This window comes from Labrenzia sp. 5N (assembly GCF_012395805.1).
GTDB lineage: Bacteria > Pseudomonadota > Alphaproteobacteria > Rhizobiales > Stappiaceae > Roseibium > Roseibium algicola.
Genome location: NZ_JAAZTM010000020.1, coordinates 175520 through 192721 on the forward strand (window position 1 = coordinate 175520; position 17202 = coordinate 192721).

14 protein-coding genes are annotated in these 17202 nt (G+C 57.3%); 9 read left to right on the top strand and 5 right to left on the bottom strand.

Annotation, left to right across the window (positions count from 1 at the left end):
• Positions 1-5 precede the first annotated feature (5 nt).
• The 5 genes from HEP89_RS21395 to HEP89_RS21415 all read left to right on the top strand — a co-directional run bounded on the left by HEP89_RS21395 (position 6) and on the right by HEP89_RS21415 (position 7403).
• Complete coding sequence (locus tag HEP89_RS21395; RefSeq protein ID WP_208997711.1) at positions 6-2243, top strand: EAL domain-containing protein; 2238 nt, start codon at positions 6-8, stop codon at positions 2241-2243.
• 280 nt (positions 2244-2523) lie between these two features.
• The gene (locus HEP89_RS21400; protein ID WP_077292802.1) at positions 2524-3234 is read left to right on the top strand and encodes a carbon monoxide dehydrogenase subunit G; all 711 of its coding nucleotides are present in this window, start codon (positions 2524-2526) and stop codon (positions 3232-3234) included.
• 231 nt (positions 3235-3465) lie between these two features.
• A complete protein-coding gene (locus HEP89_RS21405; RefSeq protein WP_031268448.1) occupies positions 3466-3957 on the top strand; it encodes a (2Fe-2S)-binding protein in 492 nt (163 codons plus the stop codon).
• 216 nt (positions 3958-4173) lie between these two features.
• Positions 4174-6534 carry a xanthine dehydrogenase family protein molybdopterin-binding subunit gene (locus HEP89_RS21410; protein WP_022998541.1) on the top strand — a complete coding sequence of 787 codons (2361 nt, stop codon included), beginning with the start codon at positions 4174-4176 and terminating at the stop codon, positions 6532-6534.
• Positions 6535-6605: 71 nt separating this feature from the next.
• Positions 6606-7403 carry a xanthine dehydrogenase family protein subunit M gene (locus tag HEP89_RS21415; RefSeq protein WP_022998542.1) on the top strand — a complete coding sequence of 266 codons (798 nt, stop codon included), beginning with the start codon at positions 6606-6608 and terminating at the stop codon, positions 7401-7403.
• Positions 7404-7536: 133 nt separating this feature from the next.
• Here HEP89_RS21415 and glp read toward each other — a convergent pair whose 3' ends face one another.
• The 5 genes from glp to HEP89_RS21440 are packed head-to-tail and all read right to left on the bottom strand — an operon-like array spanning position 7537 to position 13007.
• Positions 7537-8742, bottom strand: coding sequence for a gephyrin-like molybdotransferase Glp (glp, locus tag HEP89_RS21420; protein ID WP_077292803.1), 1206 nt, complete (start codon positions 8740-8742; stop codon positions 7537-7539).
• Positions 8742-9254, bottom strand: a complete 513-nt coding sequence (gene moaC, locus HEP89_RS21425) for a cyclic pyranopterin monophosphate synthase MoaC (RefSeq protein ID WP_075283163.1) — start codon at positions 9252-9254, stop codon at positions 8742-8744. The genes glp and moaC overlap by 1 nt, the downstream gene beginning before the upstream one ends.
• A gap of 6 nt (positions 9255-9260) precedes the next feature.
• The gene (trpC, locus tag HEP89_RS21430) at positions 9261-10073 is read right to left on the bottom strand and encodes an indole-3-glycerol phosphate synthase TrpC (protein WP_077292805.1); all 813 of its coding nucleotides are present in this window, start codon (positions 10071-10073) and stop codon (positions 9261-9263) included.
• Positions 10074-10076: 3 nt separating this feature from the next.
• Positions 10077-11090, bottom strand: coding sequence for an anthranilate phosphoribosyltransferase (gene trpD / locus HEP89_RS21435; RefSeq protein WP_022998546.1), 1014 nt, complete (start codon positions 11088-11090; stop codon positions 10077-10079).
• A gap of 24 nt (positions 11091-11114) precedes the next feature.
• On the bottom strand, positions 11115-13007 hold the full coding sequence (locus tag HEP89_RS21440) for a peptidylprolyl isomerase (RefSeq protein WP_168692991.1): 1893 nt from the start codon (positions 13005-13007) through the stop codon (positions 11115-11117).
• A 231-nt stretch (positions 13008-13238) separates the two neighbouring features.
• Between HEP89_RS21440 and tpiA the strand changes: the two genes are divergently transcribed.
• The 4 genes from tpiA to HEP89_RS21460 all read left to right on the top strand — a co-directional run bounded on the left by tpiA (position 13239) and on the right by HEP89_RS21460 (position 17124).
• Positions 13239-13997, top strand: a complete 759-nt coding sequence (tpiA, locus tag HEP89_RS21445; protein ID WP_055656557.1) for a triose-phosphate isomerase — start codon at positions 13239-13241, stop codon at positions 13995-13997.
• A gap of 125 nt (positions 13998-14122) precedes the next feature.
• Entirely contained in the window at positions 14123-14506 is a 384-nt protein-coding gene (gene secG / locus HEP89_RS21450; RefSeq protein ID WP_022998549.1) for a preprotein translocase subunit SecG, read from the top strand.
• Between the two features lie 133 nt (positions 14507-14639).
• On the top strand, positions 14640-16268 hold the full coding sequence (locus tag HEP89_RS21455) for a CTP synthase (RefSeq protein WP_022998550.1): 1629 nt from the start codon (positions 14640-14642) through the stop codon (positions 16266-16268).
• A gap of 28 nt (positions 16269-16296) precedes the next feature.
• Positions 16297-17124 carry a VOC family protein gene (locus HEP89_RS21460; RefSeq protein ID WP_062488702.1) on the top strand — a complete coding sequence of 276 codons (828 nt, stop codon included), beginning with the start codon at positions 16297-16299 and terminating at the stop codon, positions 17122-17124.
• The last annotated feature ends 78 nt before the right edge of the window (positions 17125-17202 follow it).

A 17202-nucleotide genomic window follows, 5' to 3' on the forward strand; every position in this document is an offset into this window, starting at 1 on the left:
TGGTGATGGACTTTCTTGCCCCCTCCGAGCCGGAAGTGAAGAAGATCACGAAGGCGCCCTGGAAAATCCTGATTGTCGATGACGATCCCGACGTACATGAAGTCACCAAGATCGCCGTTGGTGGATGCATCTTCGAAAATCGTCCGTTTGAACTTTTGCATGCTCTCTCGGCTCAGGAAGCCCGGCAGATCCTGTTGAAACACCCCGATATCGCGGTGGCGCTTGTCGATGTCGTCATGGAAAGCGATACGGCAGGTCTCGGGCTTGTGAGCTGGATCCGTTCCGAACTCGGCAATCATTTCACGAGGTTGATCCTGCGTACAGGTCAACCCGGGTATGCACCGCAGACCGACGTGATCATGAAATTCGACATCGACGGCTACACCGAAAAAGCCGAATTGTCGCGTACCAAGCTGATTACAGCCATCGTTACAGGTCTGCGCGGTTACAAGCTTGTCATGTCGCTTGAGACCAACCGCAAGAAGCTCAAGCAGTTAAACGAGCATTTTGCAGCTATTGTCGAAAAGAACGCCCTGAGTGAATTTGCTGCGGCAGTCCTGAAGCATTTCACGGTTCTTGTCGGGCAACCTGTCGACAGCCTGTTGTGTGGTCTTGAGACGCTTCCCGACTACGGGTCCTTCGACAAGTCCAACGTCCGTGTGCTCGCGGCAACGGGAAATTTCGAGGACAAGATTGATCTGCCGGTGGACGTCATCAGTGACGATGCGATCCGCAATGCCGTGGCAAGATGCGTCGAGACACAGGCAACATGCTCGTCGCCCAAAGGAATTGCTCTTCCGCTTGTCACTCGTAACGGCATGACAGGCGCGCTTTATCTCGGTATTTCCGAGGAGTTGCTGGAGGAGCTCGTCGGGTCGGAAGTCGTGCAGTTGTTTGTTTCCAACGTCGCGCTTGGCTACGAGAAGACCGGCCTTTTGGAGCATATTCGCAACCTTGCTTATGTCGATCGCGTGACCGGGTTGTCGACATTCTCCGGTTTCATCGAAACCTTTCAGCGCCACGCCGCCAACGGTGCCAAGCTGCTGGTTGTTCATTCCGACATCCAGAGATTCCGTGTCATTGTCGACGGGATCGGCGACGAAAAGGCGGGCGCGGTCTTGAAACGGACCGGCCACCGCCTGTCGCAGACTTTCCCCGATGCGCTCACCATTGCCAGGAAGGAAAAGGACGAATTTCTTATCCTTCTGAAGGGCGGTGAAGAGAATACGATTCAGGATGTGGTTGCGCGGATCGAAGATGCTTTCCAGCAACCGATAACGCTCGAAGACAACCAGATCACCCTTCGACTGCGGCTGGGGTTTGCATCCACCGGCACCGAGACGCAGAGCGCGGAAGAACTCGTGCGTTTTGCCTCCATCGCCCTTAACGATGTGCGTCAGAAAGGGGTGACCAACCACGCGGTTTTTCATCCGCTGATGCAGGAAGCTGCCTTTGAGCGCCTGCGGCTTGCTTCACTGCTTACCGGTAGTTCCAACCAGACGAAGTTTTCGCTGAATTATCAGCCGATCATGCACGCCCGGGACGAGAGCCTTGCGTCCTTCGAGGCCCTGATGCGGTTCCGTACCCCGAGTGGAACGTTCCTGAATACCGCTCGGATGATCGAAGCTGCCGAAGCCAGTGGTCTTATTACCGAAATCGGCGCGTGGATGTTCAAGACGTCCTTTACCGAGTTCAGCAGCTTGACCGGAATTTCCGATGACGTTCGGTTGAACGTGAACCTGTCTCCCAGGCAGGTTCAAGCAAACCGGATCTACAAGGACATCGAAGATGCTGTGACAGCCGCCGAACTGCCGCTGGATCGCCTCGTATTCGAGGTGACCGAAGGGCTGTTCCTCAGCAACGATCAGGTGACTCTGGCCTTCCTGACGTGGCTGCGTGACAAGGGTGCGCGTGTCGTTATTGACGATTTCGGCACCGGGTATTCCTCGTTCAGTTATCTGCGCAAGCTGCCGGTTGACGGTATCAAGATCGACCGAAGCTTTATTATGAACATGGATCAGGATGCGGATGCACTTGCTGTCGTGAAATCCATCATCGCCGTTGCGCAGGCGCTGGATCTGAACGTTACAGCAGAAGGTGTCGAGACTGTTGCCCAGAGAAATATCATGCAGGAGCTGCATTGCGACTACCTGCAAGGATATTTCTACGCCAAGCCTCTGGCGACCAATGACCTGTCCGGTTTCATCCAGAAGGCTGTCGAACCGGGGGTTGCCTTCGGATAAAACAGTTTATCCGTCCGTTTATCAATTTCTGGCCGGAACTGTCAGGACAGAAGTGCCTTTTTGGCGCATACTGCGACAGCTAGGTCATACGTTGAATTGAAGACATCGGACAGCCTGTCAAGGATTGCGTTCTGCAATTCTGTTCACATAAGCGATTGAAAATTTGTACGAAACACGCTCTCATGCGGGAAAACGTGTTTGCGGCGGACGCGTCAATCGCGTTGAATGTCGACTGAACCTTTGTAAATATGCGCTAAAGCGCAACTTGGGGAGAAAACATATGGACATGAGCGGCTCCCACCGGATTCCGGCCAAACGGGAAACCGTATGGCAAGCCTTGAACGATCCGGATGTCTTGCGGGCCTGCATCCCGGGCTGCGAAAGCCTCGAGAAGACCTCGGACACCGAAATGACCGCCGCGGTCACATCGAAAATCGGGCCTGTAAAAGCCAAATTCAAAGGGGAAGTAACCCTTGAGAACATCAATCCTCCGGAAAGCTACACGATCTCGGGAGAAGGCAAGGGCGGCGTCGCCGGGTTTGCCAAGGGGTCTGCGGATGTGAAGCTTACGGAGGAAGGTGACGAAACCATACTTTCCTACGAAGCCAAGGCGCAGGTCGGGGGCAAACTTGCCCAGCTCGGCAGCCGGCTGATCGATTCCACCGCCAAGAAAATGGCGGAAGACTTTTTCACGAAGTTCTCCGAGATGGTTGGTTCACCGGCAGGGCAGGACGAAACTGCGACCACAGCTGGTGCCGATGACGATCTGGATCCCGGTGTGGCCGAGGAAGCCAAGCGGATCGCGATTGAAGAGTCCCCTGGCGAAGTCATGCACGTAATTGAGGATGCGGAGCATGCAGTCGAGGAAAAGATCCATCAGGCGGAACAAAATATTGAAGCCGCTGCGGGACGCAACGTGTTCGGCGGCCCCATGGTCTGGGGGCTCGTGTTGCTCGCCGCCGTGATTGTCGTGCTTGCACTTGCAAGTTGACCGGGTAGGACAAATCTTGAAATGATCGGGCTCTGACAATTTAGGACGCGCCAGGGCCCCAGCACAAAACACGGTGACAAGCCGGGAAATTGGGTCAGTGACACGCAATCGAATTCGATTGTTTATTCGTACGCTGGTCTGGATCGGACATCAGAGGTCTTGCCTGTCATTTCATGCAGGTGGCCGGTTTGATCGGTCCGGTTCAGGGAATTTCATGAGGGAGAGGAATTCATGTCGAAAGTATCGATGGTATTGAACGGCAAGACGGTTTCGGCTGATGTCGAAGACCGGACGCTGCTCGTATCGTTTATCCGGGACGTGCGCGGATTGACTGGTACGCACGTTGGCTGCGACACCTCGCAATGCGGTGCCTGCGTTGTGCATGTCGACGGCAAGGCCGTAAAGTCTTGCACCATGCTCGCAGCCCAGGCCGACGGCGCAGAAGTTGTAACACTTGAGGGGATCGGCACAGCCGACAGCCTGCACCCCGTACAGGCAGCTTTCCGTGAACATCACGGGCTTCAGTGCGGCTTCTGTACCCCCGGCATGATCATGACCGCCGTGGACATGATCAAGCGTCATGGTGCTGGAAATCTCGACGAGGCAACCATTCGCCACGAGCTGGAAGGCAATATCTGCCGCTGCACCGGCTACCACAATATCGTCAAGGCGATCAAAGCCGCCTCCGATCAAATGGCCGGTATGGCTCAGGCCGCCGAATAACGGCGTTGGCCTGAACTCCCAAAATTGATGCGCGAACACGTTCGCGCAGCAGGACAGCAAGACCGATCAATCGAATGAAATGCCGGGAGGAACAGGCATCTTCGTATTGACCGCCAGGTCTTGAGAGACAGTTGCCTTGATGGCAGCAGCCGGATTGTCCGGCGAGTGGAGGATGTCCGGTACTGGCGGAGCCGGCAGATATTCGGGAGAGAAGAAATGGCAGTTGAAGGGATTGGCGCCCGTGCCTTGCGCAAGGAAGACAAGCGCTTCATTACCGGCAAGGGCAAATACACCGACGATATGACCATGCCGGGCATGGGGTACGCTGCTTTCGTTCGCTCGCCGCACGCGCATGCAAAGGTCAAGGGGATTGACGCGAGCGCTGCTCTGGCAATGCCGGGTGTGGATGCGGTTCTCACCGGCGACCAACTGGTGGGTGATGGTATCGGCAACCTGATCTGTGGCTGGATGATCCATTCCAAGGATGGTTCGCCGATGAAGATGGGCGGTTGGCGCGCACTGGAACCGGAAATTGTCCGCCATGTCGGGCAGGCCGTTGCCGTGGTTGTGGCCGATACGCAGGCTCAGGCACGTGATGCTGCTGACGCGGTTGTGGTTGATTATGAGGAATTGCCAGCCGTTATCGATCCGCTTGCGGCACTCGAAGCAGGTGCCCCGCAGATTCACCCGGAAGCCGAAGGCAACCTGATCTACGATTGGGAAATTGGCGACGAAGGAGCCACAAACGCGGCCTTCGAAAAGGCTGCTCATGTCACGCGCATGGAGATCCACAACAACCGCCTCGTTCCGAACGCGATGGAGCCGCGCGCAGCTCTTGCAGGTTACGATGCGGCCGAGGAGCACTATACGCTTTACACCACTTCGCAGAATCCACATGTGGCTCGCCTGGTGTTGTCGGCCTTCTACAACGTTGCTCCTGAAAACAAGTTGCGTGTGATTGCGCCTGATGTTGGCGGTGGCTTTGGTTCCAAGATCTACATCTACCCGGAAGAAATGGTCTGCCTATGGGCGTCCAAACGTGTCGGTCGTCCGGTCAAGTGGGTGTCTGACCGGACCGAGGCCTTCCTGACGGATGCACATGGCCGGGACCATCGCTCTGAAGCGGAACTCGCGCTTGACGCGGACAACAAGATCCTGGGCCTCAGGGTCAAGACGATCGCCAATCTCGGCGCCTACATGTCTTTGTTCTCGTCTTCCGTGCCGACGTATCTCTACGCTACGCTTCTTTCGGGTCAGTACGACATTCCGGCTATCCACGCCAACGTGAAGACGGTCTACACCAACACCACACCGGTGGACGCCTATCGGGGCGCAGGCCGGCCGGAGGCGACCTATCTTCTGGAGCGGATCATGGAAACGGCAGCCCGTGAAGTGGGCTTGTCGCCGGCAGAGTTCCGTCGCAAGAACTTCATCCGCACGTTCCCGCATCAGACACCGGTGATCATGTGCTACGACGCAGGTGATTATGATGCGACGCTGGACGCAGCCCTGAAGGCCGCGGACTACGACGGCTTTGCCGCCCGCAAGGCGGAAGCAGCTTCCCGCGGCAAGCTGCGCGGTATTGGTCTGTCCTGCTACATCGAGGCGTGCGGTATTGCACCGTCCGCTGCGGTCGGTTCACTTGGTGCCGGTGTCGGTCTTTGGGAATCTGCCGAAGTGCGTGTAAACCCTGTCGGATCGATCGAGGTTCTGACGGGGTCGCACAGCCATGGTCAGGGACACGAGACAACCTTTGCCCAGCTGATCAGCGAACGTTTTGGCCTGGATACCAATGCGGTGTCCATTGTTCATGGCGATACCGACAAGGTTCAGTTCGGTATGGGAACCTACGGCTCGCGCTCCGGTGCGGTTGGCATGTCGGCAATCGTCAAGGCGCTCGACAAGGTCGAAGCCAAGGCGAAGAAGATTGCTGCTCACCTGATGGAAGCCTCCGAAGGAGACATCCAGATCGAAGGTGGCGAATTGAAAGTAGCCGGCACCGACAAGAAGCTGACCTTCACCGAGGTGGCTCTCGCTGCCTACACGGCGCACAACCTGCCTGAAGGCATGGAGCCGGGCCTGAAGGAAGGTGCCTTCTACGATCCGACCAACTTCACCTTCCCGGCAGGTACCTATGTCTGCGAAGTCGAAGTGGATCCGGATACGGGCAAGACGGAAGTGGTCAACTTCGTCGCGGCTGACGACTTCGGCAACATCATCAACCCGATGATCGTGGAAGGTCAGGTGCATGGCGGTATTACGCAGGGCATTGGCCAGGCACTTCTGGAAAATGCGTCCTACGACGAAAACGGCCAGCTGCTGACGGCGTCCTACATGGATTACTGCATGCCGCGTGCCGATGATGTGCCGTCCTACAATCTGTCGACGCATGTCACGGCCTGCCCAGGCAACCCGCTTGGCATGAAAGGTTGCGGCGAGGCTGGGGCTATCGGATCTCCGCCGGCAGTTATCAATGCGATCACGGATGCGATCGGGGACAACAGCCTGTCGATGCCAGCCTCTCCTGAAAAGGTCTGGGCGCTTTACCATGCAGGTGTGAAGCAGGCGGCCGAATAACGCCACAACGGGATTTTCGGGCGGGGCAACCCGCCCGCCATTGCACAGTTCGAAATCCGGGGAGACCCAGCATGTATGAAACGACGTATCACAAGGCCGGATCAGTAGCGGAAGCTGCTTCACTAATGGCCAATGCCGATGACGGCAAATTCCTTGGTGGTGGCCAGACTTTGCTGCCAACCATGAAACAGCGGCTTGCAGCCCCCAGCGATCTGGTGGATGTGACCAAGATTGCGGACATGAAGGGGATCAGCGCAAACGGCGATGGTGTAACTATCGGCGCAGCAACGAGCCATTTCGAAGTCTCGACTTCCGATCTGGTGAAGCAGAAGCTTCCTGGACTGGCGTCACTCGCCGGTGGCATTGGTGACCCGGCGGTTCGTCATATGGGCACCATTGGCGGCTCGATTGCCAACAATGATCCTGCAGCCGACTACCCTGCTGCGCTGGTTGCGCTCGGTGCTACCGTTGTCACCAGCAAGCGGGAACTGGCAGCGGAAGAGTTCTTCACCGGCATGTTTGAAACCGCGCTTGATGAAGATGAAATCGTCGTCGCGGTCAAGTTTCCGGGTGCTGCGGCCAGTGCCTATGCCAAATACCCGAACCCGGCATCGCGTTATGCCATGGCCGGTGTCTTCGTTGCCAAAGGCAACGATGGCTCCGTCAAGGTTGCGGTAACCGGAGCAGGGCAGGGTGGTGTCTTCCGCATGTCCGCCATGGAAACGGCGCTTGCAAGTAATTTTTCAGCCGACGCCGTCGCCGGCATAGCGCCCGACGCAGACGATCTACTGTCAGACATTCACGGGTCTGCTGCTTATCGTGCGAACCTGGTTACCGTTATGGCAAAGCGCGCCGTCCAGAAGGCGTAACCGACCTCGTGCTGATTTAAGAATAAGAACCCGGCCGACACTCGGCCGGGTTTTGTTTTCCTGAGGGAGGAGTAGTCAGCTTCTCGATTGGGGCACGAGCGCAGACAGTCGCACGGCTAGCTGCCACGTCACGTCAGAGTACCAGTATGGGCACTTCTGCTCCGGCTTCCAGCGCCGGTGCATGAGGTGGACGGACCACAAGTGCGCCGGATTTGGCGAGCAGGTTCAACATGGAACTGTCTTGCCGGGAAAACGGCGTTACGATCAGATCGCCGTGTTCCGAATTGGAAAGCGTTGCCCTGACGTAGTCCTGCCTGCGGTCGTTCTCGGGCAAGGGAGAAGCGAGTATGGCTCGTTGAGGTCCGGACTGTTCCGGCGTCTGACCGAGCATTGCCTGCATGAGTGGCTTCAGAAACAGCAAGCCGCATATAAGGCTTGAGACGGGGTTTCCGGGCAGACCAAGAACCTTGGTGCCGCCAAGACGGCCTGCCATCAACGGCTTGCCCGGACGCATTGCAATTCGCCAGAACGCCAGGTCCATGCCTTCCTGTCCAAGGACACTTTGAACAAGATCGTGGTCGCCGACTGAGGCCCCCCCAAGCGTGACGAGAATGTCGGCCTTCTCGGTAATCGCACGCCTAACGTGGTTCGCAAGTGCCACCGGTTCGTCGGGTGATATTCCAAGATCGAGTGGCTGACCGCCACAATCTTCCACGAGTGCGGCGATACCTGCGTGGTTCGAGGCGATTATCTGATCCGGTCCCGGTTCCGTTCCTGGGCGAACCAGTTCATCCCCGGTTGCGAGTATCGCAACCTTCGGTCTGCGGTGCACCGGCAAGACCGCGTGGTTCATTGCAGCGGCAAGGGCGAGATGCCGGTAGGCAAGTTTGAGCGGCGGTTGCAGAAGCACATCACCTTCGGAAAAGTCCAGGCCGGCCGGACGGACGAATGCGCCCTTGGCCGGGTTCTCCAGAACGGTTATGCGCTCGCCTTCACGCTCAGCGTTTTCCTGGATCAGGATCGTGTCCGTACCGGCCGGCACAGGAGCACCGGTAAAGATCCTCACCGTTTCACCGTTGCCGACCGTTCCGGAAAAACCATGGCCAGCCGGTGCTTCGCCGACAACGGTCAAGGATGTTCGGGCATCGGAAAGATCTTCATGACGAATGGCGTAGCCGTCCATCGCAGACGCTGCGAAAGGCGGTTGGGTTCGGGTGGAAACAAGGGGGGCGGACAGATATCTGCCGTTGGCGCTCTCGAGCGGAACATATTCCGTTTCAAGAGGTTTTACGCCGGAAAGGAGCTTCGTCAGCGCTTCGTCGACAGGCATCAGGCTCATCAGGTGCCACCCAGGCTGCCGTCCTTGTCGAGTGTCCAATGGCCGGATTTGCCACCGGATTTTTCGACCAGACGGATATCTCCGATGACCATGCCCCGGTCTACTGCTTTCGCCATGTCGTAAATCGTCAGGCAGGCCAGCGAGCATGCGGTCAAGGCTTCCATCTCGACACCTGTCTGGCCGCTGACCTTGGTTGTCGCTGTCACTATGAGCCCGGGAAGATCATCATCGGTATCGATGTCGATGGACACCTTGGACAACATCAGTGGATGGCAGAGCGGTATCAGTTCGTGGGTCTTCTTGGCGGCCAGGATGCCGGCTATGCGTGCCGTGCCGATAACGTCGCCTTTCTTGGCGTTCCCGGACCGGATGAGATCCAGGGTTTCAGTCCGCATGGTGACAGTCCCGCGCGCGACGGCAATCCGATGCGTTACGGACTTCTCGGATACGTCCACCATGTTGGCAGACCCTGCCGCATCCAGATGGGTCAGTTTGGCGTCCTTGTTGGCCATGTCCGCCTAAACCGCTTCGGAGAGGGCCGGACGGGCCAGGAGCGTTCTGGTAGCCGAGGCGACGTCTTCCTGACGCATCAGGCTTTCGCCGATCAAGAACGTTGAAATACCAACCTTGTTCATTCGGGATAGGTCGGCGGGGGTGAACAGGCCGCTTTCGCCGACAATGATTCTGTCGTCCGGAATGCGCGGCGCAAGCTCTTCGCTTGTTTCCAGCTTGGTCTCGAATGTCTTGAGATTGCGGTTGTTGATACCGAGCAGACGAGACGACAGCTTGAGCGCACGCTCCAGCTCATCAGCGTCATGTACCTCGAGCAAGACATCCATTCCGAGTTCGAACGCGGTGTCTTCCAATGCTTTGGCGGTGTCGTCATCAACAGCGGCCAGAATGATCAGGATGCAATCGCCACCCCAGGCTCTGGCTTCATATACCTGGTAAGGATCGTAGAGGAAATCCTTGCGCAGCGCCGGAAGGGCAACAGCGTCACGTGCAGCAGCCAGAAACTCAGGCCTTCCCTGAAAAGAGGGCGTATCGGTTAGGACCGAAAGACAGGCTGCGCCGCCTACTTCGTAAGCCTTAGCCAAGAGAGGTGGATTGAAATCTTCCCGAATGAGCCCTTTCGAAGGGCTGGCCTTCTTGATTTCCGCAATGAGAGCGTACTCACCGTTATCGTGTTTGGCTTCGATCGCCTTGAGAAACCCGCGTGGAGCACTCACGTCTTTGATGCGTGCCTTGAGTTCGTCGATCGAAACGGATGCCTTTGCAGCGATGATTTCCTCGCGCTTGTAGGCTTCGATCTTTTGAAGAATGTCTGCCATGTCTTACCCGTTCGATGCTGCGACAAGCTTTTCCAAGGTGTCGGCTGCGGATCCGCTGTCAATGGATTGCGCCGCCAACTCGACACCATCCTTCAAGGTTTCCACCTTGTCTGCAACCAGCAGGGAGGCAGCCGCATTGAACAGCACCACATCTCGATAGGCGTTCTTTGCTCCGGCGAGGACGTCGCGCAGGGCTTTCGCGTTTTCCGAGGGAAGTCCGCCCTTGAGATCTTTCGGATCGGAAACGGCAAGGCCGACATCTTCGGGTGAAATTTCAAACGAACGGATTGTCCCGTTCTTGAGTTCGGCAATAGCGGTTGGACCGGTTGTGGTTATTTCGTCCATTCCGTCGGACCCGTGAACGACCCAGGCCTTTTCGGACCCTAGCTCGCGAAGAGCTTCCGCAAGCGGCTCCACCCATTTGCGGGCAAATACACCAACCATCTGACGCTTCACGCCTGCGGGATTGGTCAATGGGCCAAGCAGATTGAAGATTGTGCGCGTGCCGAGTTCCATGCGGGTTGGACCCACGTGTTTCATGGCTGCATGGTGCAGCGGGGCGAACATGAAACCGATACCCGCCCTGTTGATGCAATCGGATATCTTCCTGGCATCGATATCGATGTTGACGCCAAGTTCGGCTAGCGCTTCTGCAGCGCCCGACTTGGAAGACAATGACCTGTTGCCGTGTTTGGCAACCGGAACACCGCTGCCGGCTACGACCAGGGCCGTGCACGTGGAAATATTGTAGCTGCCGGAATTGTCGCCACCCGTTCCAACTATATCCATCGCGTTGGCCGGGGCCCTCACGGGGATCATCTTGGACCGCATGGTCGCAACCGCACCCGTGACTTCGGCAATGCTTTCGCCGCGCACACGCAAGGCCATCAGAAACCCGCCAAGCTGCGATGGTGTTGCAGATCCCGACAGGATCACCTCAAAGGCTTCGCGGGCTTCTTCAGGGCTCAAGGCGTGACCGTCTGACACCTTGGCGATGAAGTCCTTGAATGTGCTCATGTCGTCATTCCACTTTCAAACGGATCAATTCCGGTCCAACCCGATCATCTGGGCGATACCGGCATTGTTTATCTCGACCCCTGCCTTGGTTTCCCGGTCGGAGATGAACTGACCGAGCAGCGTGTCCTGAATCTGCTGGGAAAGCTGCTGACCCAGGGCCGCTACTTGCGGTGCGTCGCTCTGGAAGTCCGGTACGTTGGAACCGCTCACTTTAAGCACGATCCGACCGTTGCCATCGTTGGTTTCGGTGACCGCGCTTGTTCCAACGGGGCCGTCGAATACTGCCGAAACAGCTTCGCGGCCGAAATCCCCGGACGGCGTGTTGCGCTTCAGGTCAGTTGCGGATTTCACTTCCAGCCCGGTTTCTGCGGAAAGGGCAATGAACGGCGTGCCGCCTTCTGCCTTGGCCAATAGGTCTGCCGCAGTGTCGCTCAAGCGTTTGCCGAGTTCATCCTGCTTCCAGGCGGCAATGACGTCTTCGCGAACTTCGTCGAGGGTGCGTTCACGCGACGGAATAACCTTTGCAACGTCATACCAGAGAAAGCCTTGCTCACCGAGCTGAAGGACATCGTTTTCGATGCCGATGTCACTGTCGAACGCACCTGCTACAAGTCCCTCTGCATCAGGCAAGGTTACGGGTTTACCGTCTTCACCGTTTCCGGATGCATCAAAAGCTGACGGAGTTTCTACAGTCAGGGAGAAACGCTCGCCGATTTCGTCCAGCGGAGCACCGCCGGCCCGGGCATCCTCGACTTCGTTAAGCAGATCCAGAATTTCCCGTTCCGCCTGTTCCTTCGCGAGGCTCTGGACGATCTCGTCCTTCACGTCTTCGAAGGGTTTGGTGCTTTCAGGAAGGATTTCTTCGACATTCAGAATGACAGTCGAGAACCTGCCTTCCACCGTACCGCTGGTGGCGCCTTCTTCCAGGCTGAAAGCGGCATCGCCGATAGCTTCATCGAGAAAATCGGCCTTTGCCATGACGCCAAGGGCAACGTCGTTGTTGGCAAGGTTGCGGTCAGTCATGAGTTCGTCAAAGGTCTTGCCGTTCGCAATTTCTTCGGCAGCTTCTTCCGCAGCCTGTTGTGACGGGAAGGACATCTGGCGGATCTTGCGGCGTTCGGGCTGGAAGAAATCTTCCGACCGGCGCTCAAACTCAGCGCGGGCGTCTTCGTCGGAAATGTCATCCGGACGAGAGAGAGATGTCGGCGTGAGTGAGACGTATTTGATTTCACGGAACTCGGGTGCCCGGAAATTATCCTTGTTCTCTTCGAAGTAGGTTGTCAGGACACCATCGGCCGGATCCTCGATGTCTCCGATGAATTCCGGTGTGACGACCAGGTAATCAACGCTTCGCGTTTCACCCTGATAGGCGTCAAGAACTTCCAGATAGGCAATCGGCGCCTTCATGCTGCCGGCGAGGCCTTCTGCAAGCTGCGCTCGCTCTGCAACCTTGCGGCGTTCGACGACATATTCGTCTTCCCGGTATCCGTTTGCCTGCAGAACCTGCTGTAGCCGGTTCTTGTCATACCTGCCACCCAGGCCCTGAAAGGCAGGGTCACTCTGGATAATGGTCGCCAGGCGTTCGTCCGAAACACCGAGTTTCATGTTTTGAGCGGTGTTGTTCATGGCCGCTTCGGCCACAAGCTTGCCCAGGGTTTGCTGCGGAACACCGAGGGTCGCGCCTTCTGCCGGCGTCAGCGGCCGGCCGAACTGTTGAGCCAGCCGTCCGAGGTCCTGCCTGTAGGCCCGATCAAAATCGAACAGGGAGACTTCCGTGTCACCGACCTTGGCGGCGGTGTTCTGGCCGACACCGGTCAAGAAACCGCTAATGCCCCACACGGCGAAGCTAAAGATCAACAGAGCAATAAACAGTTTGGCAACCCAGGTGCCAGCGCCCTTGCGCAGCGCGTCAAGCATGACGACTCCCGTATTCTTCTTCGTTCCGGCAGCCGGCGTCACCGGCTGAATTCAGGACCGGCCTTGGCCGGAGCGGGCGGATCATAAAGACGCCGCGCCGCCGCCGCAAGGCGGCCTTTTACAAACTTCGGAAGCGATTTGGGTTTTCCCGTCCTCAGGGTGATTGCAACGCGTGTGCGCTTCTGCTCTATAGGCGGCAAATCAAGGATCATGCCGCGGGAGAAACTGAACATGAGCGCAGCGATCAAGCCGCTGGTTGCCGGTAACTGGAAAATGAACGGTCTGAAGGCAAGCCAGGCTGAAGTCTACAAGATGATCGCCGGCATCAGTGACGATCTGGCGGATTCGGTCGATGCGATGATTTGTGCGCCTGCAACGCTGATCGCAGCAATTGCGGAAAAGGCTGGCAGTGGCGCGCTGTCTGTAGGTGGTCAGGATTGCCATACCGCTGTATCTGGTGCTCACACCGGCGATATTTCTGCTGAAATGCTTGCAGATGCCGGCGCAAAGGCCGTCATCGTCGGTCATTCCGAACGCCGGACGGATCACGCTGAAAGCGATGTTGATGTCAATGAAAAGGCTCGGGCAGCCTGGAGAGCCGGTCTTGTGGCGATTGTGTGTGTCGGCGAGACAGAAGCCGAGCGCAAGGCAGGCCAGGCACTTGCTATTGTCGACCGCCAATTGAACGGATCGGTTCCGGATGGGGCGACTGCCGAAAACTGCGTGATTGCCTACGAGCCGGTCTGGGCGATCGGTACAGGTCTGACACCCACCGCAGGTGATGTTGAGGAAATGCACAAGGCAATGCGGGACAATCTTTCCGCAAGGTTCGGCGGGGAAGGAGCTTCCATGCGCCTTCTTTACGGCGGGTCTGTGAAACCGGGCAATGCGCGTGAACTGATGTCTGTTGCCAATGTCGACGGCGCCCTTGTTGGCGGCGCCAGTCTCAAGGCTGAAGATTTCCTCGGCATACTTGCTGCTTATTCCTGAAGACACCGAATATATTGTGCCCGGCCTTGAAGCTTCTGTGTCGAAGGCGCAATTGAAGGGTGGAAAGCTGGCGGCGTCTGGTGTAGAAGGCCGCCAATCTTGAATTCAATGAAGAATGGCGTTCGATGGAAACCGTAGTCATCGTAATCCACTTGATGGTCGTCCTGGCCCTGGTGCTTGTTGTCCTCCTGCAGCGTTCCGAAGGCGGCGCGCTTGGCATTGGCGGCGGAGGCGGTGGTCTGATGTCCAGTCGTGGGACTGCGAATATCCTGACGCGTGCAACTGCCGTTCTGGCGGTCGCTTTCTTCGCTACTTCGCTGACGCTCAGCCTTATTGCAAAGAATCAGGACCGGCCCGGTTCGATTCTTGATGCTGTTCCAACGGCAACCCAGGAAGCGCCTGCCACGACGGACGGCACGACCGAAGGCGGTTCAGGCGGTGTTCTCGATTCGTTGAAACAGCTGAACCAACAGCAACCTTCCGGACCTCAGGTCCCGGCCGCCCAGTAAGGCGGCCGAACGGGTCTTCTGGCCCATTCACCCGACATATGCCCTGCGGCTTAACTCGCAGGGCATTTTTATGTGTTGAGAACGCAACTCCCGAGTGGCCAAGGCGCCCTCGGCAAGGATATGGTATTGGTCCATGGCGCGATATATTTTCATCACTGGCGGCGTGGTCTCCTCGCTTGGAAAAGGTCTTGCTTCTGCAGCACTGGGCGCATTGCTCCAGGCTCGCGGTTACAAGGTCCGTCTCCGCAAACTCGATCCCTACCTGAACGTCGATCCGGGCACCATGAGCCCGTATCAGCATGGCGAATGCTTTGTGACCGACGATGGTGCGGAAACAGACCTCGATCTCGGCCACTACGAACGGTTCACCGGCCGTCCTGCGAACCAGCAGGACAACATCACCACCGGGCGGATCTATCAGGACATCATCGCCAAGGAACGGCGCGGCGATTATCTGGGCGGAACCGTCCAGGTCATTCCGCACGTGACTGATGCGATCAAGAACTTCGTTCTGACCGGCAACGAGGACTACGATTTTGTTCTCGTCGAGATCGGCGGAACTGTGGGCGATATTGAAGGCCTGCCGTTCTTCGAGGCGATCCGCCAGCTTGGCAACGATCTTCCGCGAGGCGATGTCGTCTATGTGCATCTGACCCTGATGCCCTACATCCCGAGCGCCGGTGAAATGAAGACCAAACCGACGCAGCACTCTGTAAAGGAACTGCGGTCCATCGGTATTCAGCCGGATATCCTGATGATCCGTTGTGATCGCCCGATTCCGGAAACGGAAAAACGGAAGCTGTCGCTATTCTGTAACGTGCGCGAGAGCGCGGTCATTCCGGCTTACGACGTCAAGTCGATCTACGACGTGCCGGTCGCCTACCACAAGGAAGGATTGGACGACGAAGTTCTGGCTGCATTCGGCATCAAGGGGGCACCTGCACCGGTGCTCGATCGCTGGAACGGCATTTCCGAGGCGGTTGCCAATCCGGAAGGCGAGGTCAAGATCGCGATTGTCGGCAAGTACACCGTTCTGAAAGATGCCTACAAGTCGCTGATCGAAGCATTGGTCCATGGCGGTATCGCCAACCGGGTCAAGGTGAACCTTGAATGGATCGAATCGGAGACATTCGAGAAGGAAGACCCGAGCCCTTATCTGGAAGGTGTTCACGGAATTCTGGTTCCCGGTGGTTTTGGGGAAAGGGGCGCAGAGGGCAAGATTGCTGCGGCACACTTCGCCCGGACCCGCAAGATCCCGTATTTCGGAATTTGTTTCGGCATGCAGATGGCGGTTCTGGAAGCGGCACGCAATCTCGCCGGGATCGCCGAAGCCAATTCCACCGAGTTTGGCCCGGCGAAGGAACCTGTTGTCGGCCTGATGACCGAGTGGACGAAGGGCAACCGCAAGGAAGTGCGCGACGCCGAAGGCGATCTGGGCGGTACAATGCGCCTTGGAGCCTATCCTGCTGCGCTCAAGACCGGTTCCAAGATTGCTGAAATCTATGGAACGACCAGCATTTCGGAGCGTCATCGCCACCGGTATGAAGTCAACATCGGCTACCGCGATGAACTCGAGAAATGCGGTCTGATTTTCGCCGGGACATCGCCAGACGGTGTTTTGCCGGAAACGGTCGAAATCGCGGATCATCCCTGGTTCGTCGGTGTTCAGTACCATCCGGAACTGAAGTCCCGTCCTTTCGATCCGCATCCGCTGTTTGCATCCTTCATAAGCGCAGCGATCCATCAGGGCCGTCTGGTCTGATCGGCCAAGGCGGGAAGGGGACAAGATAATGGTGCGCGGGCTCGATCACGTCGTTGTAGCGGTGAGGGATCTGGAGGCCGCGGGCCAGGTGTGGGCGGACCTTGGTTTCACGGTTACTCCTGAAAATCGCCATTCCTGGGGAACGGCCAACCGTTTGGTTCAGCTCGACGGTTTTTTCGTCGAGCTGTTGAGCGTTGCCGATCGGGATCTCATTTTCGAGGCTTCTGAAGAGGTTTTCTCGTTCGGGGCTTTCAACCGAGATTTTCTGTCCCGGCACGAAGGGGCCAGCATGCTGGTGCTGGACAGTTCCGATCCTGCGAAGGACAGGGACGATTTCAGCAAGGCTGGACTGAAACTCTACGAGCCGTTTTCCTTCGAGCGCACCGCCAATCTGGCGGATGGCGGCAAGGTGCAAGTTGCCTTCGACCTGACATTTGTCAGTGATGCACTTGCACCGGAGATCGGCTATTTCACTTGCAGGAATCGATTTCCCGAAAATTTCTGGAAAGAAGCCTTTCAGGATCATGCCAACGGCGCGTCAACGATAAAGACAGTCTATCTCGTTGCCGGCGATCCCTCGGATCATCACGAGTTTCTGGGTGGGTTCACGGGCCAACGCGAAATGCGCGCCACCAGTCTGGGTCTGGAGCTCAAGACTGCTCGTGGAACAATATCCGTGCTAACGCCATCTGCGTATGCGTCACTGGTCGGCACTGATGCAGCTGCGCAAATTGCCGGCTCCCTGCCGCAGATTGTTGCTCTGGAAATCGGCTGCAAAGGCCTGGATGAGCGCAAGATAGTGCCGGCAGGCCAGCTCAACGGGCTCACGCTGATCCTGTCGCCAGTTGTCTCATAAATGAAATTCATTCTTTGTGAGAAGGCTTAGCCGGGAGACATGTTCCGTCCAAGGCTCTCCGGCTGGATTTGCTGCACT